Source organism: Endozoicomonas sp. ISHI1, from assembly GCF_024606225.1.
Lineage (GTDB): Bacteria > Pseudomonadota > Gammaproteobacteria > Pseudomonadales > Endozoicomonadaceae > Endozoicomonas_A.
The window spans coordinates 62796-85527 of the sequence record NZ_JAGRPU010000013.1 but is presented as its reverse complement, the minus strand read 5'-3'; the positions used below and the strand labels follow the sequence as shown (position 1 = coordinate 85527).

Here is a 22732-nt window from a genome sequence, read left to right as displayed (position 1 = left end):
AGTCCTTGAGATGACATGAAGGAGATCGACTATGGATGGTTCGATTGGTGGGGCAATGAACAAACGTGCTCTAACTCTAAATAGTGGCGTGTCTGATATCGCCGTGTCTGATGGTGGTGTGCCAGATAAAAGAGCAAAGCTGGAGTCATCATCAAGTATGAAGGTAGAAATTTGCAATCAGTTGACCTCCAAACTAACCATATCACCACCTCCGATTGCGTCACCTGACAAAAACAGAACCGTATCCTCAACGGATTCCTTGCTCCCCGGTGCCTCTCATTCCTTCGATTTTCGTTTTGTCGCCGGCGATGATGAGGTTCGACAGCTTTTAGTGGCTCGGGCCGGCGATGAACATCGGGATGTCACCCTTATCTCCCATCCCGATGACCTCTCACAGGCTAATCTGGTGACCCGCTTGAGCATTGCCGAGGATGGTCGCCACTCTCTGCGTTCAGGCAAGCTGTTTGAAGGGACACAGCCACTCACTCTGGTGATGGATATCCGCAAGCTCACCAGTGAGGAGCTTCCGAAATTTAACGATTTACTGGACCCGGATAGCCCCTGTCTCTACGACAAAGCCAGACAGAAGAAGCGCCCTCTGGGTGAGCATGTTGCTTTGCTGGTTGTGGCAAACCCTGAGCAGTTGGAATTGGTTGGTCAGAGTGTCAAGGCTCCGGGCGCTGATTTCTGGCGGCGAATTAATCGACCGGAAAATACCTGGCAGTTTGATGCACAGACCGACGATGGCGGAGCGATGGACATCAGCAAGGTTCCTCCGGTATTGGCTGAACTCCCCGGCGCCGAAAGCGCTATGGATGACGACAATACCGTTTTAATTGACTGCCACATGCACACTAACTGGCGACACTTGCTTTTGGGTGGACCCGGAGTAGATAAACAAGGACGAATCCAGCATATCCCCGGCAGGCTTGAGTCATTAAGAGCTGGACAGCGGGTGATTCTGAAAGGGGCCGACTGGCAGGATCTGGCCTTTGAACAGGCAATTCGACAGATACTTGCGCAAAAGTGGTACGAGAGCAATGGCAAGCTCTGTCAGTTACCCGACGATGTTCAGTTTTATCAAATGCCCCTGGAGAAGGACGAGCTTCATTCACTGTTCCGTAGCTTGTCCCACTCCTGTGTCAAAGAGCTCCCATCAGCTCCCCCGATCATCATTAACCAAAGTAATATTTCGGGATGGCTGAACCCGATTGCCGTTGCCCCGGAAGGCTATGCAGTCCCCAACATCAATCTATTGGAAGAAGTTCGGGCGGGTGGTGTCGTCACCGTCACGTCTCCCCTCACTGAGGCACATTGGTTTTGTTTACTGGGTTCAGTGCAGACGATTCGCGAGACAACCGATCTGCAGCCCCGACTTCAGGTGGCTCATACAAAACGGCAGCCGAAAACCCTGGGGCTCGGAGAAAACGATGAGCACTCAATAAAAGCTCTCACCGCCTTTGATAGCATCACGTATCAGCAAGATGCTCAGGCCAGTCATTGGATCAACCACCAGCAGGCACCTCTGGTCATTCAGGTCAATGAACAGACCAGCCTCAGCCAGCTGTTTGATAACATCCATATCACTTCACAACAGAAGGCACATTTTGGACGACGTCAGACTGAGTTGCAGGAGGCATTAACCTCTGGCAAGCCAGTCGTATTGCGGGGACTGGACAGTAATCCAGCACTTCAGCAGCTTCTGGAACCTCTGGTGATCGGGCAACCTCTGTTAGTGAATGGCCAATTACAGGCCTACCCACAAGCTCAAGTCACCGTAGTCTGGCCCGAGTCTGCAGAAAGCCCATCTTCGGTATTCAGGTCAATGGTTGCCAAGGGCAAACCCTGTCCTGAGGTTGATATTTGGGCTATCAATGGGGACAAGCATGATATCCCCCGGGCTGAGCTGCCGGAACGAGCACTTCACTCGCTTTACGAAGCGTTTAAAACCCTGCCTGACGATCTTTGTGACCCTCTGCCTGAAATGACCGAAGGACTATTGAATAACCTGATGCTGGCTGCCCGGCGGGCACAGCAGGTTGACCAGTCGCCACAGCTCCTGCCCTGCCACTGGCGCAAGGCCATCAATAGCGTCGTCACCCATGGCACCCGGCAGAATCCGTCGGTGCGTGATTTTATGAAAGTGGCCTGTTGGCAGTTACTGCCGGATGCCAATGAAAAACCGGATGCCCATGAGAAGCCCGACAGGGGTCAAACTGGCTCGGTAGACCCGGATCGGTTAAACAGCATCATCAACAGCTCTGCACCGTTAGATCGAAAGTTTTTGCGACAGAACCTATGGTCACTGGCCAGAGCCTTTGACCCGGCAGTCTTTAAGGACAGCCGATTTGAAGGATTACAACTTTCCTATAAAACCCCATTTACATCATGGCTGGCTCAAGAAGAATATCTGGACAGGCTCAGTGCCATGATCGTGGCCCACGCCCCTGAAGATCAACGAGAGGCAATGGCGTATCAGTTGGCAGTCGATCCGTCGAAAGCAGAGCCCTATCAGGCATTGGTCATCAGGCCAGCAAGACAGATTAAACGTTTGCAAGATGCACTGGCTTCTGGCTGGCAGCTACCTTTGCCATCAGGGCAAACCCGATCCGATGCCATTCACACTCTGGCCAGCGATTGTTTTCAGATGGCCAGAACAGCGAATTCTGAGGCAGAAGGCATTGAACGTATAGAGCATCGACTGTCTGAATCACTGGAATGGCAGGGTTCCGCTGATAAGCCCCTGTCACTGCTGGCGCGTGATCTTTATCACGGCGAGTTGAATCAGAAAGATCGTGAAAGCCGTCGATTGTCCCGACTCCATGATCGGTTGACGGACTCTCCCGTTATATTCCTGCAGGGGGAAACCGGCACCGGAAAAAGTTACTTTTCCGCCAGAATGGCTAAGGCCTCAGGACAGGCTTCGGTCATTTCTCTTGGACCTTCTGACAGCGAACAAACCCTGTTGAAATGCTGGCAGTGGCAAGAACACGCCGATGGCGACCGCTCAATGAAACAACAAAACCGGACGCTGATGGAATGGGCCAAAACAACACACGACAAAGACGGAGAATATGTAACTCTTATTCTGGATGAAGCCAACCTGGCCAGAGCCGGATTGCTGGCATCATTGAACGGCCTATGGGAGCCGGAACCCTGCATCTATGTGAATGGTCATCCTGTCAAGGTCAGCCCAAAACACCGGATCATTCTCACCGGTAACCCGGATTATTACGCCGGACGCCAGCTGGACCCGGCCCTGAAAGAGAAACTGCCCAGAGCATACTACCCCCGACTGGACCTGGCTTTCCTTCGCGACAGAGTGGTGGAACCGGCTCTGCACAGACAGTTACAACGACATCTGCCGGGACCGCAAATAGACGACATTGCGCTGAGTGCCACCGAGAGTGTAATGACACTCTGGGAATATTATCAGGAACTGTTGCCTGAACATCAATTTACCCCCAGGGATTTAACGGATATCTGCAGTTGGGTGGGTTGGTATCTGGATCGTGCGTTACCACCCGGTGGCAGTGTTTCCGGTATGCAAATGCACGGTTTGGTCCGGCAAAGTTTCCGGGATGTGCTGGAGCCCGAAATCAGCGAGATGCATCAGGATGCCCTGACAGCACTGGAAATCTGGTTTGCTGCCCGTTACGAACCGGACAACACCCTGAGCGACAGAGTTCACAACCTGACCACACTGCAGCCTATACAGCAGGCCTTCAAAGCATTCACCGAACAAACCCGACCGGACTTTGATACCTCCGGATCGGCAGTCCGTGAGCTGGTGCAACAGCTTGGACAGGATTTAAGCCGGTGTCAGCAAGCATATCATCTCAACAGACAACACGACGGCCGTCAGGCGACGCTCATTGAAGGCCCGGCCGGACGAGGTAAGGATGCCACGCTGAACCTGGTGATTGAAAGTGTCAAACGGCAGACCAGGCAACGGGGAGAATCCATGCCAGAGGTCTTTCCCCTGAATGCCTGTGATTGTTCCTGGGAGAAAGTGTGTGAAAAGATCCAGAGGGCAAAAGTCCATGGCGGCATCGTGGTTATTTCAGAAATGAATCTGATCGACAGCCAGCACCTGGAAGGTGAGTTGAATGATATTCTGGCCGGTGACGCCCATCCGGGTTTTCACCTGTTTGCCACCATCAACCCACCTGAGTACAGCGGTCGAAAACCGCTATCACCGGCGCTGAAAGGGCGTTTCCGGCATTTACCCATCCGCCAGTACAGCCCGACAGAATTGCAGACCATTGCTGAGAAAGTGTTGCCAGAGACCCGGCAGGGGAAAATCATCGCTGAACAACTGACGAAGCTACATTGTCGTCTGAGGGCTTACCTGCAACGGAAAAAGCTCCCATTGCAGCCGACCAGTCTTGATTTACAGAATGTGGCCAGAGCTGTTGTCAGAGGGGGTGATTTTACCGAAAAAGCACTTCATCAATGCCTCAATCAATACTATCGGCTTTACCTCGTGGCCGCCAAAACATCGCTGGAGATACTGCCCGGGTCATCGGCTCTTGCCATAGGTAAAAGTGGGCTTGATATTGAACTTTGCAAGTGGTTCAACCAGACGTTTTCGCGCATTAATCGCCCGTGGGTAATACGACGGAGTTATCTCAACAGTATTGACGAGAAAAGCCATGAAATTCGTATCAAGGACAAGCTGAGTGACACGGAAATCAGGACGGAGATCGTCAAACGGATGGCTGAGGCAAAATGGCGAGCAAACGGTCTTCCGTTGAGGCCGGGTCGGTCGGAAGACATTATAATCCAGGCACTTTACCAACACTGGCTGACCCGTTGGTTCGATCTTGAGTATGGCCAGGCGGGCGCGAACGCTGATAGCCTGTTTCAGATGACGGAAGAAGTGAAACGAACTCTGCAAACGTTGGCTTCCAGGGGTTATCTTCAGGAGGCTGACCAGCGGATAGAGGCATGGCATGCCGATGATGCTCGATTGTGGCCCGCGTTCTGGCATCAGATGAGTGATATGGCGAACCGTTGGGTTGACGATTTTACCGAGGAAGCGTTAGCTGACGAAAAAACGGCTATTGCCAGTGATCACGATCCTAAACAATACATTTCAGAAGTCGAATGGGAAAAAGCTCCGGCATTAGACTGGAGCACGAACTTTGAGGACCAGGTGGAGCAACATTATGTACAATGTGAAGTGTTTAATACGCGGAACTATCCTCTCAATATGTATCGCTGGTGGGCAATGGACGTTTATGTGACTGCTCAGGGCGATATCAGACAGCTTGTTATTAATGACAAACACATTCATGGGTTCGATACCCTCAAACCGGAACGGTTACCAGAGCATGGTCGGGAAGTAGCACTAGCAAGCAATCAAACGCTGGCAACCTTTGAGATACCATCAAACATCGACAAATATGCACTGCCCAGCCTGAAGGCTAACGATTACATCGTGGCCCTTCGTGTAGAACCCGATTTGCCATTCACCCTCATCAGGGACCGATATACCGGGCTTCACACGCTGTATTTTACAGAGGCTAGCACCAGACAGGGTATTAAATGCGCTTATATCATAGAGCACAGAGAATCGGGCAAAAAAACACCTGCTAAACGAGCACGACCCAATCGATCAATACGTTCCGACGCCTGCTGTTCAGAAGGCATGAAAACAGTACTCAACAAACTGTTTAAGAACGCTAACGAACAACCACCCGAAGTACAGGTGATTTTGTCGAGAATAGAAAACGCCAAAAACACGGAGCAAAAAGTTGAGGCAATCACGGACTATTGCCGAAGTTTTTCCGGTAATTTTAAACCAGAGCGCCCTAAAAATTTCTTTGATTTCCTCGTCACGAAGCGGCAAGGCAGCTGTCGTCATCGTGCGCCTGTCTTTGTGGCTTTTTGTCGTTATTTCGGGATTCCAAGCCGACAAATTGGAAGCCGTATCCACAGATTTGCCGAGTATTCCGGGGATGGCGGCAAAACCTGGAAGTCGGTGGACTTGGGTGGAGCAACTTCACGCTTAACAAAAATAATACCTCATTTCCAGCCCACCATAAGGTTCAGTCGTTCCAGTAGTGAGTTTAATAAGATTAAGACTCTCCTGAAGGATATTCTGAAAAGTGCTGATTCAGCACAACAGCAAGCTCTGGCTAAAGCCTGTGGCGTCAGCCTTGAGGAGCTGAACAGAATCCTTGAGAGTGCATTGCCAGCAGCCAATTTAGATATTCATAAAGTGGCAAGAAAGCTGTGGGAAGAAAAGGATTTAACCGGTTTTTCCCTGGGCGTCTCAATATTAGAGTCGCTGGAAACAGATTTATTGGGCCATCGCGAGAAGGAATTGGTCAGTGTTGTGTCTCGTTACCCTGGACATATCTGTAAATCAATGTCAGATGCAGTCATACGGATCTTGTCCGACAGTGATAAAGATCTGGTCACTGAGCAACTCAATTTACTCCATTCAAAAATGATTGATCAGGCTGGAGTCAGTCGTTACCAGTGGTTGACTTCAATGGTATACACACTGGCTAAGTGTGACCCGGCCACCCCCTCGTTTATTCTCTTTGCCCGTGAAGCTCTGGAATCGGGTTGGCTGGACCCGCTGCCGACCTATGAGAGCGAAGTGATGAGAGCCGATTGCCATCATTGGTTACTTGAGCGTCTGGAAGATGTCGATGAACTCAAGGTTCAAGCCACCCATTGCCTGAAAAAGTGGTACGGGGAATTATTGTCCAGAGAAAAAAATAGTCAGGTATGGCAGCTGGCTTATGAAAGATTCCAAAAGAACAGAGGTGCTACTCTGTTCGTGACTCATTGTCATGATGGGTTTTCGCGACTCCTTGAAAAGAAAATTGCCAGCTCATTAATACAGCCTGTCTGGACAGATCAACCTGAAGGTGTTCCCGATATAGAACGTATGTTGGTGCACAATCCTGCTTTTCCGCAGTTAATATCGGGTAAAGGTAACCACCGCCCGGTGATTATCATGGGTGAACCTTCCCGGCACGAAACCGGCATGGCTGAAAAGACCGAAGCCCTGTTTCGACTAAACGTTGAGAACAGCCCGGAATTGAAACGGATACTGGAAAAAGTCGATCAATGTGAAGCAACGAAGCAACAGTACTACTCTGATATTCAAGCATTGGAAAAGGATCACAGAAAAACTTTGGGTTATCAGAAAAATCATGCTCAAAAAGAATATGAGAAAAAAAATCTTGCTATCAAAAGCTGGTACAAACCTATTATAGAGTCCCTTGAGGCGTCACCAGAGGACCGAAAGCTTTTGGATGATTTGAGAAAAAAATGCAGTCGAGCGATTTGGCAGGCCTTCAGTCATTATCTTTATGGGATGGCGAACTCGAAAGGTGGTTGTTTAACCTATTGTTGGGCCAAAGCTTCCTTCGGAGCGAGCATGAATTTTGAAAACTATGGCGCTCATGCTCCATCCTCACCTGAAGAGCTGTATGCCATGATGTCGGTAATTGAACACTCACACTGGGTTGTGCAAGCGATTAAGGAAAACTATTTACGGCAGGCGCACGACGCCAGTGACGCTCTGATTCTCAAATCCGATGAGCTGACAAAAATTGCCGAAGAGTTTTTTAACAACGTGAATTTGAAGTCGATCTCTAATGCATTGGTGTAACACCAGGGATGTATTTTTTCTACCTGATTACTGCTAAATGATTGTAGACGTTGCACTTGTCATAGCCCCACGTCATGCTATCTGACAGTAGCCACCTTCCCCTTTTGTAGAGGCGAATTCGGGGATATAACAAACGACGAGGCTTTGACATGGGGCAACAGAGTCAGCTGGCACTGCTGGGCAAAAAACGCTTTCTACCTTTTTTCCTGACCCAGTTCCTGGGTGCCTTTAACGACAACCTCTACAAGAACTCTTTATTACTGATGGCGGCATTCGCCGCAGCAGAGAGCCTGCCATTTAACTCAGATCTTTACATCAATCTGGCTGCTGGCCTGTTTATTCTTCCCTTCTTTCTTTTTTCCAGTGCGGCCGGGCAGATCTGTGACAAATATGAAAAATCGATGATTATCCGCCGGATCAAACTGCTGGAAATTGTCATTATGGCGGTCGCTTCCGGCTTTATCCTTACCCAGAACTATCTGGTTCTGCTGGCTCTGCTGTTCTTGATGGGGATTCAAAGCGCTTTTTTCGGGCCGGTTAAATACGCCATTATTCCTCAACACCTCAATGAAAACGAACTGATGGGCGGCAATGCACTGGTAGAAATGGGTACTTTTGTTGCCATACTGGCGGGTACGCTGGGTGCGGGTATTTTGACTGAACAGCCCGATGCTACTATGTGGATAGCCATTTCTGTGGTTCTGTTCGCCATCCTGGGTTATTTGGCATCTCTGTTTATACCCAAGGCTACAGCGGCTGCTCCCGATCTGAAAATAAACTGGAACCTCTTTCAGCAAAGCCTGATTATGATCAGGAAAACCCGATCAAACGACAGCGTTCACAAATCCATTATTGCTATTTCCTGGTTCTGGGCACTGGGAGCCGCCTACCTGACACAGCTTCCCAACCTGGCCAGCGAGACCTTGAAAGGCAGCCCGGAAGTCGTCAGTATCATGCTGGCGATGTTTATTATTGGTGTCGCTGCCGGTTCACTGTTCTGTGGACAACTTTCCAAAGGCCGTGTTGAGCCGGGTATTGTACCCATCGGTGCTCTGGGCCTGAGCCTGTTCGGAATCGATTTGTATTTTGCTATCACTCCTGCCACAACTACGAACTTACTGAGCATTAGTGCTTTTGTCGAAAACGCTGAGAATCTGAGAGTATTACTGGATCTGGGCATGATTGGCTTTTTCAGCGGCCTGTTTATTGTGCCTCTGTACGCCATGGTTCAGCAGAGAACACCTGCGAACCTTCGTGCACAGACGATCGCCGCCCTGAATGTTCAGAATTCATTTTACATGGTGGTCAGTGCCTTGTTTGGCATGGTATGCCTGGGGGTACTACAGCTGTCCATTGAACCATTTTTCCTGACACTCGGTGTACTTAATTTGCTGGTCTGTGCCCTTATTTTCAGACGGGTGCCGGAATTTATAGAACGTTTTGTTGCTCGTTTTGTTAAGAAAGTTGCCGGTCATTGATACTCAATGGCATCTTCCAGCTTGTCTTCTGTGTGCTTTTTTTTCATTAGTCCAGTCTTCCACGGACAGGGAGGGCACCCTGGCGAACTCGCGGGTATTATTGGTGACGCAGGTCATGCCAAGGCTTCGAGTGTGTCCCGCGATGAGATTATCGTATCCACCGATTTGCTGACCTGTTGAGCAAAGGTGCTGTCGGATATTGGCCGAATGATCGGCGGCTTTTTCATCAAAGGGAAGAACGGAAACCCGCAACAGGAACTCATTCAGCATGGTGATTTTGCACTGCTTTCTCTTTTCGCTGTCGGAGTTATATACCCCGAACATCAGCTCATCATAGGTGATTGAGGAAATGAACATATCGCCACTGTGGTTGGCTATCTTCTGGCGTACCCGCATGGGGTCGCCTTTTTGCATAGCGAAAATAACCATATTGGTATCCAGCATATATTTCATTCGCCCCAGTCTCCCAGATCCCTGATCTGCATGTCGGGCTGAGGCTCACGCTCAAACTCAACGGCGTTTTCATCAATCATCTGAAAGAATGAGTCCCAATCCCCTTCTATCGGCGTGATTAGAATAGATTCTCCGCGCTTGGAGATTCTGACACGCTTTGTGCCCTCCGGCAGCTCAAACTCTTTCGGGATTCTGACCGCCTGTGAGCGGTTGTTTCTGAATACGCTGGTTTCCATGTTTAGCCCTGTATATATAATTTGTATATCCCAAACAGTAGACTATGACAACCGGTAGATCAATATGTTCAGAAAGGTTGCCATCAACAGCTTTGGGTCACTGGCGCTCTTGCCGCTCAAGGTTCCGGTAAAAAATTTCATGGGAGCCAAAGGAGATCAGTTCCAGAACCAGCTCGCCGTCGTCAAAGTAATAGGCCAGCAGGGTCAATTGTTTTGTCATCTTGAATTTATATACCCGGAGGTGGCTCAGAACGCCTTTCTTCTTATCGCCAATATCGGGATTGTCGGCTATGGCTTTGATGGCTGTATCAAGATCTGCTTTCTGGTTTGGCCTGAGTTTTTTCACGGCTCTTGCAAACCGGGCTGTCTGGAGTATCGTTTCTGCTTTAGCCAAAACGGTACTCCGAGACCAGACCCTGTTTGCGCTCTTCTTCGGCTTCCAGAATATCCTCTATGAAAGTAATGGGCAGGTCAGGGTTTTCCTTGGCTACCTTGCCAAGGCTGGCCCAGTATTCCACCTGTTTTGCCGCCGAGCGTTTTTTGACCTTGCCAACAAGAGTTGCAGCGGTCACCAGTTCTTCATCCAGTCGTAAGGGTCTGCTTGGCATGTTTCAAATCCTGTTTTTTGTATCAGACTGCTACAAATATAGTTATGTGCATCATGCCTGTCAAAAGCCCTGACCATTTTCGTGAAGTCGCGAAACTTGCATAATGCCCACTCATTCATCACTGACCTTTTTACATGACTTTTATCGCACCTCCCTGCCAGGAACCTTTGACGGAGCTTTACCGTGACGCTGAATTGGTGGTCGTTGTTAAACCTGCGGGGCTGCTAAGTGTTCCCGGTCGTCCACCCAACCATAACGACAGTGTCCACGCCCGGTTGCTTGCTATTGAGCCGGAAACCAGAGTTGTCCACAGGCTGGATATGTCCACATCGGGACTGATGGTGTTCGGCTTGAATGCCGCCAGCCACAGAGAACTGAGTCGACAGTTCCGGGATCGGGAAGTGGAAAAAGGCTATATCGCAGAAGTCTGGGGGGTGCCGGATCAGAAATCAGGAGAAATTTGCCTGCCTTTGATCTGCGACTGGCCTAACCGACCCAGACAGATGGTCGATCATGAGCTTGGTAAAAAGGCTCTGACCCGTTATCACCTCATGGCGGGTGATGGCGCTTATGGCAGGGTCTGGCTGGAACCAGTGACCGGCCGGTCTCATCAACTGAGGGTTCACCTGGCTGAGCTGGGACACCCTGTTCTGGGCTGTGAATTTTATGCTCATGACGAAGCCAGAACAGCGTCTGAACGTTTGCACCTGCACGCCAGCCTGCTGATTTTCAAACACCCTGCCACGGGTGAAACCATGAAGTTTGAAAGCCAGCCTCCTTTCTGAAGGCTGGCGGAATTGAGGTATTACAGGAAAAACTAAGTAAAAGCCTCGAGAAGAACAACCGCTTGCACAAGAGTTCAGAGACCATCACTTCGTTCGTTCTCTTTTATATTTCTCTGTCCGATACCCGCTCAGTAAACATCCTGAGAGTCATTGTTATCACTTTCCCTGAAGGTAAGCTTATTAAGGAGAACTCTCCATAGTTCACTTTTTCAAGGGCTGTGATACTGCCTGCAGTTTTTTCAGCCGGGGTCCTGATGAATGCCTGCGAATCTATTTTACAAAGCCTGCACCGGATTGTTGGACAGGAGTAATCGATCATCCGGAAAACTGTTCAATTTCAAAGTCGGACGCAGTTTGCCGGCCGCTCTGATCCTTTCAGTATCTTTCTCAAAGATTGCTTTTGCTCATTCCATTGACAGGCATGAAGTCAGTGCTTTTGAACAATTCAGAACGGTTACCGGCAACATTCAGGGCAGCCTTTACCAAAGTGCGCGAAAAGCTGGAGTTTCAGCCTCTGTCATTCAGCAGTTTGAGACTATTTTTCGATGGCAGCTTGATTTCAATAAAGATCTGAGGGTCGGCGACCGTTTTGAACTACTGATTGACGACTCCCCTAAAAACAGTCAGGGGTTTGGCGGTGACATTCTGGCTGCCCGACTGTATCAGAAGAATAAAACCTACACAGCGGTTCGTCACAGCGATGGGAAGTACTATACGCCGGAAGGGAAACTACTCGGCAGTTCTTTCTCACGATACCCTCTGAGTATAAAAAGTCAGGTCAGCTCTGGGTTTAACCCTGCCAGAAAACACCCGATCACCGGCCAGATTCGCCCGCACCGCGGAACAGATTGGGCAGTGCCGGTAGGTACTGCGGTTTATGCACCGGCTGACGGAGCCATCGTTAAAGCAAAAACCAATCACCCGGCGGCAGGTACCTTCATCGAAATGCAACATGGCAAACGCTATGTCACCCGGTACCTTCATTTGAGCCAGCTGAATGTGCAAGAAGGGCAACAGGTTCGCAAAGGGGACGTGATTGGTAAAACTGGAAATACCGGTTTATCTACCGGTCCTCACTTGCATTACGAATTGTTAATCGACGGCAGGGCCGTCGACGTTATGACTGCTAAACTGCCAAACGGAAAGCCTTTGCGAGGGGAGGCGTTGAAGCAATTTAAAATAGCCACAAAACCGATAATCGCAGCGATGAACCAGAATCGACAGGAACTACTCCTTGCCAGCAAGGAAACCAGTCCTGGTGATAACTGGCTGATGATGAAAAACCGCGGCGCATTTTAAAATCATTAGGAACAACATCACTCGGCAAGGTACCATTGACATCCACGCCCACTCAGTTCGCTGATGGTCTTACGCAAATTAAAGATAATAATAAAAATACTGCTTTAGCAGGTTTCAGTAGAATGAGGCCCCCTATGCAAATGCGAACCCTGACTGAATGGCTTGATGCTTACGCCGAAAGCCACCAGAACCCTACCAACAAGCTAATTCACTGGATCTGTGTTCCGGCGATCATGTTCAGCATCATTGGCATGGTCTGGTCTTTCAGCCCTGCCGCCGTTTTTGTGGTCATGGCCATCACCCTGATTTTCTACTTCATGCTCTCTCTGCCTTTGACACTGGGCATCATCGCTTTATATGCAGCTATGAGCTGCATAGCTGCCAGCCTTAGTGAGTATTTACTGACCGTCAGTATTGCTGTTTTTGTTGTATCCTGGATCTTCCAGTTTGTCGGCCACAAGATAGAGGGCAAAAAACCCTCCTTCTTCGAAGACATCCAGTTTCTGCTGGTCGGGCCACTCTGGTGTCTGAGTTTTCTGTTTAAGAAGTTGAGCTTAAAGGTCCAATGAGGAGGAGCATGAGATCTCTTGGGCTATTATGTACCCTTGTCTTTGAATCTTGAGAAAACGACCGGGTGGCGAATGAAAAAACTGAAAAATGAAAGTGAACTGGTCAAAGAGGCTCTGAGAGTCGGAGCTATTTATGCCCAAAAACGCAAAGCGGGGCAGTTTGAACCGACCGACTCCGCCAAGCAAAAAGTTGAATACCTCTACCGTCTGCTGGTTCATGACAAGCTGATACAACCTCTGGTGAAAGGGGAAGAATCAGAGCCGAGCATGAAGCGCAAGCTGGCGCTCTGGATATCCCGCCAATTGCCAGAAAACCATCCGCTGTTGAAATAGATGCCCGAAATACAGCCATGAGCCGCCGTAACTGATTTAATCACCGGCGGTAAGGGCATTTTTTCATGGCAAAAAGCGGGAATAACAGTAAACTTCTCGGCTCGCACTTCATCTGTACCGGTAATCATGACCCTTATTCTTCGCTGCCCTGTCTGCCACGAACCTCTGGCACAGTCATTCCATACTTCCGGTATGGGTCTGGGCTGCATCCGGAATCACCAGTTTGACCGGGCCAGGCAAGGGTATTTTAATCTGCTTCCGGGGCATAAAAAGCGCAGTAAAAACCCGGGCGATGATAAAACAATGGTTCAGGCCAGAACCCGATTTCTGGACAAGGGCTACTACAAGCCGGTGGCTGATTCGCTGGCCAATACTCTGGACAGTCTTGGGAAGCCTTCAGTAAGCCAACTGTCTATTCTCGATGCCGGATGCGGTGAAGGGTACTACACAGAAAGGTTACAACAGACGTTTCCGGAAGCCTCAGTAACCGGCATTGATATCTCCAAGCCTGCCATTGTAGCCTGCTGCAAAAGAAACCAAGCTGTCCAATGGCTGGTGGCCAGCGTCAATGACATTCCCGTCAAAGATCAGGAGTTGGACGTCATCATCAGTGTATTTTCACGATGCGACTGGAATGAGTTTGCACGACTGTTAAAGCCTGAAGGGCACGTGCTGGTGTTAACTCCGGGAGAGAAGCACTTGCTGGAACTTCGTCAGGTTATCTACGAAACAGTCAGACCTTACCCTGTGGATAAACTGCTCGATCAACTGCCTGAAAGTTTTACTCTGACTGAAACAAAAGCGGTTCAGGGTGTTATGCAGCTCAACTCAGCCACAGATATTATGGACTTACTGGCAATGACCCCACATTACTGGCATGTCAAACCTTCCCAGAAAGAAAAGCTCGCCAGCCTGAATGCTTTGCAGTGCCGCTTTGATATGAAGCTCTATGTAATGCAACGAGCAGGATAGCTAAACACCCGGAACAGGATCACTTATTGACAACAAACAATTGATTATTCGCCCGTAATTCAGTGATTTTTACGATGCCATCCTCACTGGAGGTGACCACATCGCCGCCATCAGCGCTAAAGGTGGCCGATGTGATAGCTTTATCATGGACAATGCTGGCTTTTTCTAACCATGACCCGTCATCCTGCTGACCAATGATTTTTGCCGTTTTTTGATATAAGGCTTTAGTCACCACATGGCGACCGTCAGGACTGAAGGTGGCTGATAAGGCACAATATTTATGGGGAAAGGTGGCTTTTTCTTCCCATAACCCATTGGCTTTTCTGCCGTAAATTTTCACTGTGCGATCGTCACTGGCAGTCACAAGATGTCGGCTATCGGGGCTGAAGGTGGCGAATTTGACAGTTTTTCTGTGTTGAATGATGGTATTTTCTTCCCATGATCCATCGGACTTCTTCTCATAGATTTCCGCCTTGCAATCATCACTGGCGAAGACCACATAACGACCATCGGCGCTGAAGTTGGCTGACCAGACAGCAGCATCATGGGTAATGACATCTTTTTTTTCCCATGATCCATCGTCCTTCTTGCTATAGATTTGCGCCGTTTTATCCCCACAGGCGATTATCAGGTGGCAGCCATCGGTGCTGAAATTGGCTGAACCGACAGCATTCCTCCGGCGAAGGATAGCTGTTAACTCCCATGATTGATCCTCTTTCTGGCTATGGATTTTCACTGTTTTATCCCAACTGGCGGTCACCAGATGTCGACTATCGGTGCTGAAGCTGGCTGATGTGATCATAGCACTATGGGAAATGATGGTTCCTGGCTCCCATGATTCATTGCTTCCCAGGTCATATATAGTCTCGGTGCCACTCCAACTGGTGGTCACCAAATGCTGACTATCAGGGCTGAAAATCGCTGATTGGGGCCCTCCGTGATGGGGAATGGTGGTTTTTTTTTCCCATGTTCCATCAGTCTTGCGACCGTAAATTTTTGCCGTTTGGTCGCCATTGGCGGTTACCAGATATCGACCGTCAGCACTGAGTGCGGCTGATTTGACCCTATTGCGGTCTGATATATTCATGCGCTCGTAAATGCTGGTGGTTGAGTTAAATTTATAATTTTTGTCGATGGTGGCTTTAGTGACTAATTCAAATGTTTCACATTTAGACATCAGCTCAGCTTTGGTGAAAAATAATAGCGCAGGTAAATAAATACTCTCCTGTCGGCGATCTATAAGTGACGTGACTAACGCCTGATCATTCGAAAACGACTCAAACCACGCACGGAGTTGATTCTCATTTCTTGTGGTGATGGTCATCCTTAGTTGATCCTGATGCGGTAAAGAAAACTGCCGATACCAGGCTTTTGCAAGAGCGTTATTTTGTTTAACAACGTCGCGAAGGCGGGTACATACCTTTTGCAAACTGCGAATATCCCGAAGTTTTAATTTGCAAAAAATCATGGACAGTGTGTCTGACGGTAAATCCTGCAATGAATATTTTTTTTTGTCAGTTGTGGTGATGGACCTCCCCGCATTGTTACCCGTTGGTGTTAGGGATAGAGCGCGAGCCCGGGCTCGCGTTAGTGGTGGTTCAGTGCGGGGATTATTATTTATCGCATGCATGTCTGGTTCCGAAAAGCTGGTATTTATCTCCGATCAGCAAGGAGGTTCAAAATAATGTACTCAGTTGGAGGCAGTTTCAGAATGAAAGTTCATAACATGTTGTTAAGCGTAACTAACAAAATTTCTTCAGGCTCACGCGCTGACTTTCAAGAAAGATGTCATTCAGTGGCAGCAGACAATCAATGATTCTCTCTGTAGCTACCCGGAAGATGGCTATAGCTGATCAGAAGGCATAACCACAGAGTCTTGGAGATCTGGGCTGATTTCATCAGAGTCTTGCTTTATTATCCCACTCTTCTTTCCCTGCCCCGAGACTGTCTTACGATATGGCCAGCCCCCGAAAAAAAACCGACCCATCCAAAACCCGTGAAGAGGCCATGTCGGTGGCCAGGGCCACTCAGCGGCCCGGTCAGAGCAAAGAACAGACAAAACTAATTGCCCAAGGCATCCAAAAAGGCATTGAGCACTATAAAAAGCAGCAAAAAGCCAAAGCCCGGGAACTGGATAAACACCTGAAAAAAGTGAAAAGGCAGTCAGAGCCCCCTGCCACAGAGGTTGAAACGATCACTGAGGAAGTAACCCGCTATAAACAGCACTGGCTGCCCTGGCTTTTACTGGGCCTGAGCTGGGCAGCGTTTGCTGCTTACTTCTTTGCATCTGGCGTCTGAAACTTCAGGTTCTCTGGCTAAAAAAACCTCTCCACCAGCAGCGAGCACAATACAGTGATAATCACTATACCCGCCAAATTCAGAATCAGGCCACTTCGAATCATCTGACGAATCGATAACAGACCTGAGCCAAACACGATAGCATTGGGGGGAGTGGCAACGGGCAGCATAAAGGCGCAACTGGCGGCTATGGCTGCTGGAATAGCCAGAACTTCCGGGTCCAACCCAAGGGAGACAGCCAGTGCTCCCAAAGGCGGCAGGAAAGCAGCCGTAGTGGCCGTATTACTGGTAATTTCGGTCAGGAAGATAATCACGGAAACCACCAGCGCAATGGCGGCGATGGTGGGCAATCCATCCAACACCTGAAAGTTACTGGCGATCCATTCTGCCAGCCCTGTTTTTCGGATAATCGCAGCCAGACTCAGACCGCCTCCGAACAGTAGCAAAACATCCCAGGGAAGCTTGCGAATATCTTTCCAGTTAAGAAGAAAATCGAGCTTTTCACCCCACCGGACAGGAATGATGAACATCAGCAGTCCTCCGGCAAGGGCTATAGCTGTGTCAGTAAGCTTTATACCCGGTAAAAAGCCGGACAGCCAGGGTCTGAAGATCCAGCATAATGCGGTTGCGGTAAAAATCACTGCTACCCATTTTTCAGCCCTGCTCAAAGAGCCCATGGAAGCTAATTGTTCTTTTAAAGACTTGCGTACAGATTCATTTTCTCCCGGACGAAGCTTATAGCCCCCCGAACTGAGCCACCAACCCGTGACCAATAGCATCAACAGCGTCGCAGGCATACCTACCAGCATCCATTGGGCAAAGCCAATTTCTATGCCGTATTGCTCACTGAGAAAAGCCGCTAACAAGGCATTGGGAGGTGTTCCAATCAAGGTGCCAAAGCCGCCAATGGAAGCGCCGTAGGCTATAGCCAGCAGCAGAGCCGCAGGAAAATGTCCGTGGGAGCCCCGTTCTTCCTTCATCATTGAGATCACAGACATACCAATGGGTAACATCATGATAGCCGTGGCGGTATTAGACACCCACATGCTGATAAAAGCGGTGGTGAGCATGAATCCTATGACCTGTCGACGCTCACCGGTGCCAGAGGCCAGCATGGTCAGAAGCGCAATTCGGCGATGCAGGTTCCAGCGTTCCATAGCCAGACCCAGCATGAAGCCTCCCATAAAAAGATAGATGACAGGGTGGGCATAAGCCGAAGCGACTTTATCCAGAGAGAGCAGGCCAACTAACGGAGCCAGCAGCAGCGGTAACAGTGCGGTCACTGCGATAGGCAGTATTTCCATGGACCAGAAAACGGCCATCATCAGAGCCAGCCCAGCACAGTGCCAGGCAGCAACAGGCATATCCTCGGGCGCAGGCAGCACCAGCGTCATAACAAACAGGGCCCCCCCTGCGATGAGCCCAATCAGCCAGATATAAGGGTTGGCACCCGATTCCAGCTCTGACGAGGAGGGTTGTTTACTCATGGTCTGTTCCTTAGAAGTATTCTGTTTATAAGTCGGTTACTTCCTTGATTTATTCACCCGTCCGCTTCCAAAAATCGAAAATCCCCCTCTTCATGCTCGGTAAATGGTCATTCTGACCAATGGGTTTCCGGGCAATATGACAATCTGTGTTCTAATCTGTCCACGGTTAGGAAAATAAAATCATGAACGATTGCGGTAATGGACTCCTTCTTATCTATAAAATCCTTTTCAATCAGAGCGGCTTTCTCTGTAAGTCTTGTACTGATGTTGTTTGCATCTATGTCAGCTTACCAGGTAAAAGCGGCTGACAAGCCGTCCTTTGACAAGCCTGTGTGCTTAAAACACTCGTGCTCTATAGAAATGCAACCGGACGGCTTCGGAGGTTATATCTGTCTGTGGTGTATTCAGAATACGCTCAATCAGATGGAAGATGCTATGGAGGCACAGCAAGCCCGTCGCTATGCTGCTGAAACGGCTCTGATGGAAAACGGGCCAGACTCTGACGATCCGAATAGAGATAATGTTGCTCTTTTAGAGGATCAGATGGAGCGCGGCTGCCTGTTGCGAGATGAGAGACAGGAATCGGGCGGCTATGCTTGTTATTCTGCTATGATCAGTGCCCGTTCTGATTTATCTCTGCCAGCCACTGCCAAATACAGTTTTGAACAAACGGCAGGGCACAAGAGCAGCTTTCCTACTCACGACGATCTCCACGAAGAAAATCTGGCCGTCGAATCATTGTCCGCTGAAACGACAACTACAACCACTCCTTCTGTCGCTCACAATCTTATTCCACCCATTGAACAAGGAGTTTATGAAGAATTTCAAACTGTGCGACCTTCAGTGCAGGATTCAGAAGGCTCATCTATTGCTTACAACCTTATTGAACGACTTGAAAAGAGAGGCTATGGAATATCAGGCACTCATGCTTCGGCCCTGCCCCGTGGGGAAGCCATGTTGCTACTGAGAGACAAGGCGGAACTGCCTGTCCTGGTCTCACTATTGTCAGATTTTAATATCAAATTTGCTGATCAATCACTGTTGAATCTCAAGTCGCTTTTGCTTTCAGGTAAATACCTTATTATCCGGATGATCCAAAAAGATGGGATGATCACGGTTATCCATATTCACCCTGTAGAAAACAAGCAGGCTCTGATTATTACAGAGCTGGGTCTGCAGAGTTCGCCCATTTGTATCGAAAACCTGACCCTCCTTCTTAGTGCTTTTCTGAATCATGAAGAGGTGACAGAACTGGCTGTTTTTACTCACGAGGCAGTTCCAGACGATCCCGCCCCCTCATCAGAAGGCGCAACTGCCGCGGCTATGCTCACTAACTCCCTGACAGTCGCCATTATCGAATATATTCAACAGCTGGGGCATTCTTCACCAGAATATCCTCCTATCGAACATACTGGCGCGATCCGGGAGCTCAAAAAGACACAGGATCAGGCCGAACTTGCGCTATCAATGCCAAATTATGGCTTCCAGCCCGGCCCCACTGAAGGTAGCGCTTTGCAGAATGTCGAAGCACTGACCGGAGCACAAACTCCCTTTATGGCTCAATTGATGACTCCAGACCAAGAGGTCACAGTGATCAATTTTCAGCCAGAAGCATCAGGTGATGTCATGCTGAGCTTGTCAGGAAGGCACTTTGTCATAGACAGGAGAGAGATCGGTGCATTGTTTGACTGGATCATCAACCAGTTCAAACCGGTAATACAGATTTTCATTCTGGCACCTCTCTACTTCTAACTATTTCTAACTATTCCTGAGCAAGCTACCCCTTTGATGGGTATACTCCGCATCCGCGCTTTTTCATCAGCTCTGTTATACTCCTGACCCCAAAATGCATTGCCACACAGATTTGAGTGATGTTATATCCGGCGATGCAGACTTTTCACGGTAGAGAGTAAACCTTGATTACACACCCTTTTTCCGACTTGCCGCTGCCCGAAGCGCTGCTGAACAACCTGGAGCAGATTGGCTACCGGGAAATGACCCCTATCCAGCAAAAAAGTTTACCTCTGGCCATGGCCGGCAGAGACCTTATTGCCAAGGCCAAAACCGGCAGTGGTAAAACGGCAGCCTTTGCCATTGGCATGCTTTCGGGCATTCATCAACGCTTTTTTGGCTGTCAGGGTCTTGTGCTCTGCCCCACTCGTGAACTGGCCACCCAGGTCGCCAACGAAATTCGAAAACTGGCTCGCTACCGTCAGAACATCAAAGTCGTTACCTTATGCGGTGGACAACCTATTGGCCCACAGATCAGCTCACTCTCCCATGGTGCCCATATCGTTGTCGGTACACCGGGAAGAATTCAGGATCATCTGCGTAAGCGGACACTCACTCTCGAACAACTAAAAACGGTGGTATTGGATGAAGCTGACCGGATGCTGGATATGGGATTTATTGATGCCATTGAAAACATTCTGAATCACACCCCGCCAAACAGGCAGACGCTGCTTTATTCAGCCACCTATCCCAAACAGATCAGGGCCCTGAGCCAAAAGTTCCAGTCTGAGCCTGAAGAGGTCACTGTTGAGTCAGTGCACACTCACCAACACCTTCAGCAGTTTTTCTATCAAGCTGAGAACCCTGACAAACCAGAAACCCTCTGCAAACTGCTGAACCATTATCAGCCCGCTTCTACTGTCATCTTCTGTAATACCAAACAGACCTGCAAAGACGTTGGTACTTACCTTTATGACCAGGGGTACAGGCCATTGGTGCTGCACGGTGATATGGAACAGCGAGAACGAGACCAGATGCTGGTAAGGTTTTCAAACCAGAGTGCCGACATTCTGATTGCTACCGATGTCGCAGCCCGGGGTCTGGATATTAATGATCTGGCGGCTGTTATCAATTATGACCTGAGTCGAGATCCGGAAGTCCATGTTCACAGAGTCGGGCGAACAGGTCGTGCTGGTAAAGAAGGTCTGGCCTTGAACCTGCACACCTCCCGTGAGCAATACAAACTGGATGCTATTGCCGATATGCTGCGAACCGAACTCACTTTTGCTGACCACAGAGCACTGAAGCCAGCAACACAACCGCCTCCAAAAGCCCCAATGGTGACGCTGGCTATTGATGGAGGAAAAAAGAACAAGGTACGCCCTGGCGATATTCTGGGCGCTCTTACCGGTGAAGCAGGCATTCCCGGTGACCAGGTCGGCAAAATTAATGTTTTTGATTTTGTCGCCTACGTGGCTATTAAAAGGGAAAGTGCCCGGAAAGCTCTGGCTCGACTTGAACAGGGCAAAATCAAAGGCCGGAAGTTTAAAGTTCGCAGACTCTGATTGATTCTGTGACTTGTGCACCTTCAGCTCATAAGACATTCGACTTGTATTATGAGCTGCCTTTTTGGAGACAGTCTCTTACATCACGGGGTAATACACCGGATAGTATTCCAGTCCAGATTTTTCGCTTCCTGAGTGATCTGTTCATTACAGATGTAACAATGGTTGCGGTTATGATCAGTATCACCGTGTTTGACTTTTCTGCCAATGATGCAGTGGCCCTTCATGTCCATGCAGAACCTTTGTTTATAGTTGAATAGGGCACATTCACTCAGATCTACAGCGGAATGCCTCATTTCTTTCCCGTCTCGAATCCAGTAATGTCCGCTATCAGTCCCTTTATCAAACTTGCAGACATCAATTTGGCCTCGGACATATTCGGGAAACCTGCACTTTTGATTGTTGGGTATTCGGGTTGCCAGAACATGAAGAGCGCTACCGTTGTGGGTATTGTCTGAGTCAACAGTCTCGTAATAACGAGACCCAGCCAGCTCACAGCGCTGACCGTCGGCCGATATAGTGCCAAAAGAGAAGTAGCTGCGCTTTTCTCCAGGCACTTTTTCGACCCTGCTCTCCATACAGAGATTAGGTTGCTGCCTGACAAACCCGGCTTTTTCGGAAACTTTGTCGCCACCAGCAACAGGTTGTTGCTCATACGTTTCATCCTGAGTAAAAATCCCGAACTCTCCCTGCCCTTGGTCACAAAATTCAAAAACACGTTTTGATAGAAAGAGTGCAGTGGTCATACCGGCGGGGTCTTTCAAATAGGGATTATAGGTTTTCGCTTGCTGTAACTGAGTGTATTTAGCCAACAACCATTGAAACTGATAGCTGTAGGAGTAGCTTCCACTGGAATCTCTGTACAAACAGGCCAGAACCGGAGTGCCTGCTCCTGTGTAGTAACCAACATATCCGACCTCAACACCAGATCCTACCAGTGAATGCGCCACACAGAGTGGTACATCGTTACCGGTTTCCATGATTTCAGAGAGAGCATCCACGTTATAGGAGCCGTTGATATGTGTCGTAAGCCAACATGCTTGTTCAGCTTCCCCATGAGCCACGGACAGCAAAAGGAAAGTTCCTATCAGACTGGATAAGGCCATTCGAACTGCCTGCATCAGATTTCACCCACTAATAAAAATTGATAATTCAGACCCCACTGCCCAGGGGCTGTTCGGGACTGATTCACGATGTACCTACGCAAGTTCCAAAATCCCAATGGAACCTGCTATTTCTGGAGGTATGATTTTCTGGACAGTTTTATATAGACGAGGATGCG

17 protein-coding genes are annotated in these 22732 nt (G+C 49.0%); 10 read left to right on the top strand and 7 right to left on the bottom strand.

All coding sequences use genetic code 11. The features are described 5' to 3' along the window. Window positions 1–31 precede the first annotated feature (31 nt). On the top strand, window positions 32–7636 hold the full coding sequence (locus tag KBW69_RS10265) for an AAA family ATPase (RefSeq protein ID WP_257280817.1): 7605 nt from the start codon (window positions 32–34) through the stop codon (window positions 7634–7636). A 149-nt stretch (window positions 7637–7785) separates the two neighbouring features. Further along, window positions 7786–9114, top strand: a complete 1329-nt coding sequence (locus KBW69_RS10260) for an MFS transporter (RefSeq protein ID WP_257280816.1) — start codon at window positions 7786–7788, stop codon at window positions 9112–9114. Window positions 9115–9117: 3 nt separating this feature from the next. Here KBW69_RS10260 and KBW69_RS10255 read toward each other — a convergent pair whose 3' ends face one another. From KBW69_RS10255 to KBW69_RS10240, 4 genes are all read right to left on the bottom strand, one after another. Beyond that, complete coding sequence (locus KBW69_RS10255; RefSeq protein ID WP_257252445.1) at window positions 9118–9567, bottom strand: type II toxin-antitoxin system VapC family toxin; 450 nt, start codon at window positions 9565–9567, stop codon at window positions 9118–9120. Beyond that, window positions 9564–9803 (bottom strand): type II toxin-antitoxin system VapB family antitoxin, encoded by a 240-nt coding sequence (gene vapB / locus KBW69_RS10250; RefSeq protein ID WP_257252446.1) that lies wholly within the window; start codon window positions 9801–9803, stop codon window positions 9564–9566. The genes KBW69_RS10255 and vapB overlap by 4 nt, the downstream gene beginning before the upstream one ends. Window positions 9804–9900: 97 nt before the next feature. After that, a complete protein-coding gene (locus KBW69_RS10245; RefSeq protein ID WP_257280815.1) occupies window positions 9901–10197 on the bottom strand; it encodes a type II toxin-antitoxin system RelE/ParE family toxin in 297 nt (98 codons plus the stop codon). Continuing rightward, window positions 10190–10411, bottom strand: coding sequence for a ParD-like family protein (locus KBW69_RS10240; RefSeq protein ID WP_257252449.1), 222 nt, complete (start codon window positions 10409–10411; stop codon window positions 10190–10192). The genes KBW69_RS10245 and KBW69_RS10240 overlap by 8 nt, the downstream gene beginning before the upstream one ends. Before the next feature lie 134 nt (window positions 10412–10545). Between KBW69_RS10240 and KBW69_RS10235 the strand changes: the two genes are divergently transcribed. The 5 genes from KBW69_RS10235 to KBW69_RS10215 all read left to right on the top strand — a co-directional run bounded on the left by KBW69_RS10235 (window position 10546) and on the right by KBW69_RS10215 (window position 14369). Beyond that, entirely contained in the window at window positions 10546–11196 is a 651-nt protein-coding gene (locus KBW69_RS10235; protein WP_257252451.1) for a pseudouridine synthase, read from the top strand. Window positions 11197–11454: 258 nt separating this feature from the next. Continuing rightward, window positions 11455–12495: a peptidoglycan DD-metalloendopeptidase family protein gene (locus KBW69_RS10230; RefSeq protein ID WP_257280814.1), complete on the top strand. Its 1041-nt coding sequence runs from the start codon at window positions 11455–11457 to the stop codon at window positions 12493–12495. Window positions 12496–12629: 134 nt separating this feature from the next. After that, window positions 12630–13064: a DUF962 domain-containing protein gene (locus tag KBW69_RS10225; RefSeq protein ID WP_257280813.1), complete on the top strand. Its 435-nt coding sequence runs from the start codon at window positions 12630–12632 to the stop codon at window positions 13062–13064. 72 nt (window positions 13065–13136) lie between these two features. Then, on the top strand, window positions 13137–13397 hold the full coding sequence (locus KBW69_RS10220; RefSeq protein WP_257252454.1) for a DUF5062 family protein: 261 nt from the start codon (window positions 13137–13139) through the stop codon (window positions 13395–13397). Window positions 13398–13523: 126 nt separating this feature from the next. After that, entirely contained in the window at window positions 13524–14369 is an 846-nt protein-coding gene (locus KBW69_RS10215; protein WP_257252456.1) for a methyltransferase domain-containing protein, read from the top strand. Between the two features lie 19 nt (window positions 14370–14388). Here KBW69_RS10215 and KBW69_RS10210 read toward each other — a convergent pair whose 3' ends face one another. After that, entirely contained in the window at window positions 14389–15999 is a 1611-nt protein-coding gene (locus tag KBW69_RS10210; RefSeq protein WP_257280812.1) for an F-box/WD40 repeat-containing protein, read from the bottom strand. 326 nt (window positions 16000–16325) lie between these two features. Here KBW69_RS10210 and KBW69_RS10205 point away from each other — a divergent pair, with 326 nt between their 5' ends. Further along, window positions 16326–16667, top strand: a complete 342-nt coding sequence (locus KBW69_RS10205) for a DUF2956 domain-containing protein (protein WP_257252458.1) — start codon at window positions 16326–16328, stop codon at window positions 16665–16667. Window positions 16668–16684: 17 nt separating this feature from the next. Here the strand turns inward: KBW69_RS10205 and KBW69_RS10200 are convergent, their stop codons facing one another. Then, window positions 16685–18154: a DASS family sodium-coupled anion symporter gene (locus KBW69_RS10200; protein ID WP_257280811.1), complete on the bottom strand. Its 1470-nt coding sequence runs from the start codon at window positions 18152–18154 to the stop codon at window positions 16685–16687. Between the two features lie 264 nt (window positions 18155–18418). On the opposite strand from KBW69_RS10200, the gene KBW69_RS10195 reads away from it, so the two are divergent. Both KBW69_RS10195 and dbpA read left to right on the top strand, forming a co-directional pair. Continuing rightward, entirely contained in the window at window positions 18419–19906 is a 1488-nt protein-coding gene (locus KBW69_RS10195; protein ID WP_257280810.1) for a hypothetical protein, read from the top strand. A gap of 164 nt (window positions 19907–20070) precedes the next feature. Beyond that, window positions 20071–21450 (top strand): ATP-dependent RNA helicase DbpA, encoded by a 1380-nt coding sequence (gene dbpA / locus KBW69_RS10190; protein ID WP_257252461.1) that lies wholly within the window; start codon window positions 20071–20073, stop codon window positions 21448–21450. 83 nt (window positions 21451–21533) lie between these two features. Here the strand turns inward: dbpA and KBW69_RS10185 are convergent, their stop codons facing one another. Then, window positions 21534–22556: a hypothetical protein gene (locus KBW69_RS10185; RefSeq protein ID WP_257252463.1), complete on the bottom strand. Its 1023-nt coding sequence runs from the start codon at window positions 22554–22556 to the stop codon at window positions 21534–21536. Window positions 22557–22732 lie beyond the last annotated feature (176 nt).

What these genes read in the sequence shown, in the direction of transcription:
- KBW69_RS10265 (WP_257280817.1), top strand. Translation starts at nt 32, where the DNA reads ATGGATGGTTCGATTGGTGGGGCAATGAACAAACGTGCTCTAACTCTA.
- KBW69_RS10260 (WP_257280816.1), top strand. Translation starts at nt 7,786, where the DNA reads ATGGGGCAACAGAGTCAGCTGGCACTGCTGGGCAAAAAACGCTTTCTA.
- KBW69_RS10255 (WP_257252445.1), bottom strand. Translation starts at nt 9,567, where the DNA reads ATGAAATATATGCTGGATACCAATATGGTTATTTTCGCTATGCAAAAA.
- vapB (WP_257252446.1), bottom strand. Translation starts at nt 9,803, where the DNA reads ATGGAAACCAGCGTATTCAGAAACAACCGCTCACAGGCGGTCAGAATC.
- KBW69_RS10240 (WP_257252449.1), bottom strand. Translation starts at nt 10,411, where the DNA reads ATGCCAAGCAGACCCTTACGACTGGATGAAGAACTGGTGACCGCTGCA.
- KBW69_RS10235 (WP_257252451.1), top strand. Translation starts at nt 10,546, where the DNA reads ATGACTTTTATCGCACCTCCCTGCCAGGAACCTTTGACGGAGCTTTAC.
- KBW69_RS10230 (WP_257280814.1), top strand. Translation starts at nt 11,455, where the DNA reads ATGCCTGCGAATCTATTTTACAAAGCCTGCACCGGATTGTTGGACAGG.
- KBW69_RS10225 (WP_257280813.1), top strand. Translation starts at nt 12,630, where the DNA reads ATGCAAATGCGAACCCTGACTGAATGGCTTGATGCTTACGCCGAAAGC.
- KBW69_RS10220 (WP_257252454.1), top strand. Translation starts at nt 13,137, where the DNA reads ATGAAAAAACTGAAAAATGAAAGTGAACTGGTCAAAGAGGCTCTGAGA.
- KBW69_RS10215 (WP_257252456.1), top strand. Translation starts at nt 13,524, where the DNA reads ATGACCCTTATTCTTCGCTGCCCTGTCTGCCACGAACCTCTGGCACAG.
- KBW69_RS10210 (WP_257280812.1), bottom strand. Translation starts at nt 15,999, where the DNA reads ATGCATGCGATAAATAATAATCCCCGCACTGAACCACCACTAACGCGA.
- KBW69_RS10205 (WP_257252458.1), top strand. Translation starts at nt 16,326, where the DNA reads ATGGCCAGCCCCCGAAAAAAAACCGACCCATCCAAAACCCGTGAAGAG.
- KBW69_RS10200 (WP_257280811.1), bottom strand. Translation starts at nt 18,154, where the DNA reads ATGAGTAAACAACCCTCCTCGTCAGAGCTGGAATCGGGTGCCAACCCT.
- KBW69_RS10195 (WP_257280810.1), top strand. Translation starts at nt 18,419, where the DNA reads ATGTTGTTTGCATCTATGTCAGCTTACCAGGTAAAAGCGGCTGACAAG.
- KBW69_RS10185 (WP_257252463.1), bottom strand. Translation starts at nt 22,556, where the DNA reads ATGGCCTTATCCAGTCTGATAGGAACTTTCCTTTTGCTGTCCGTGGCT.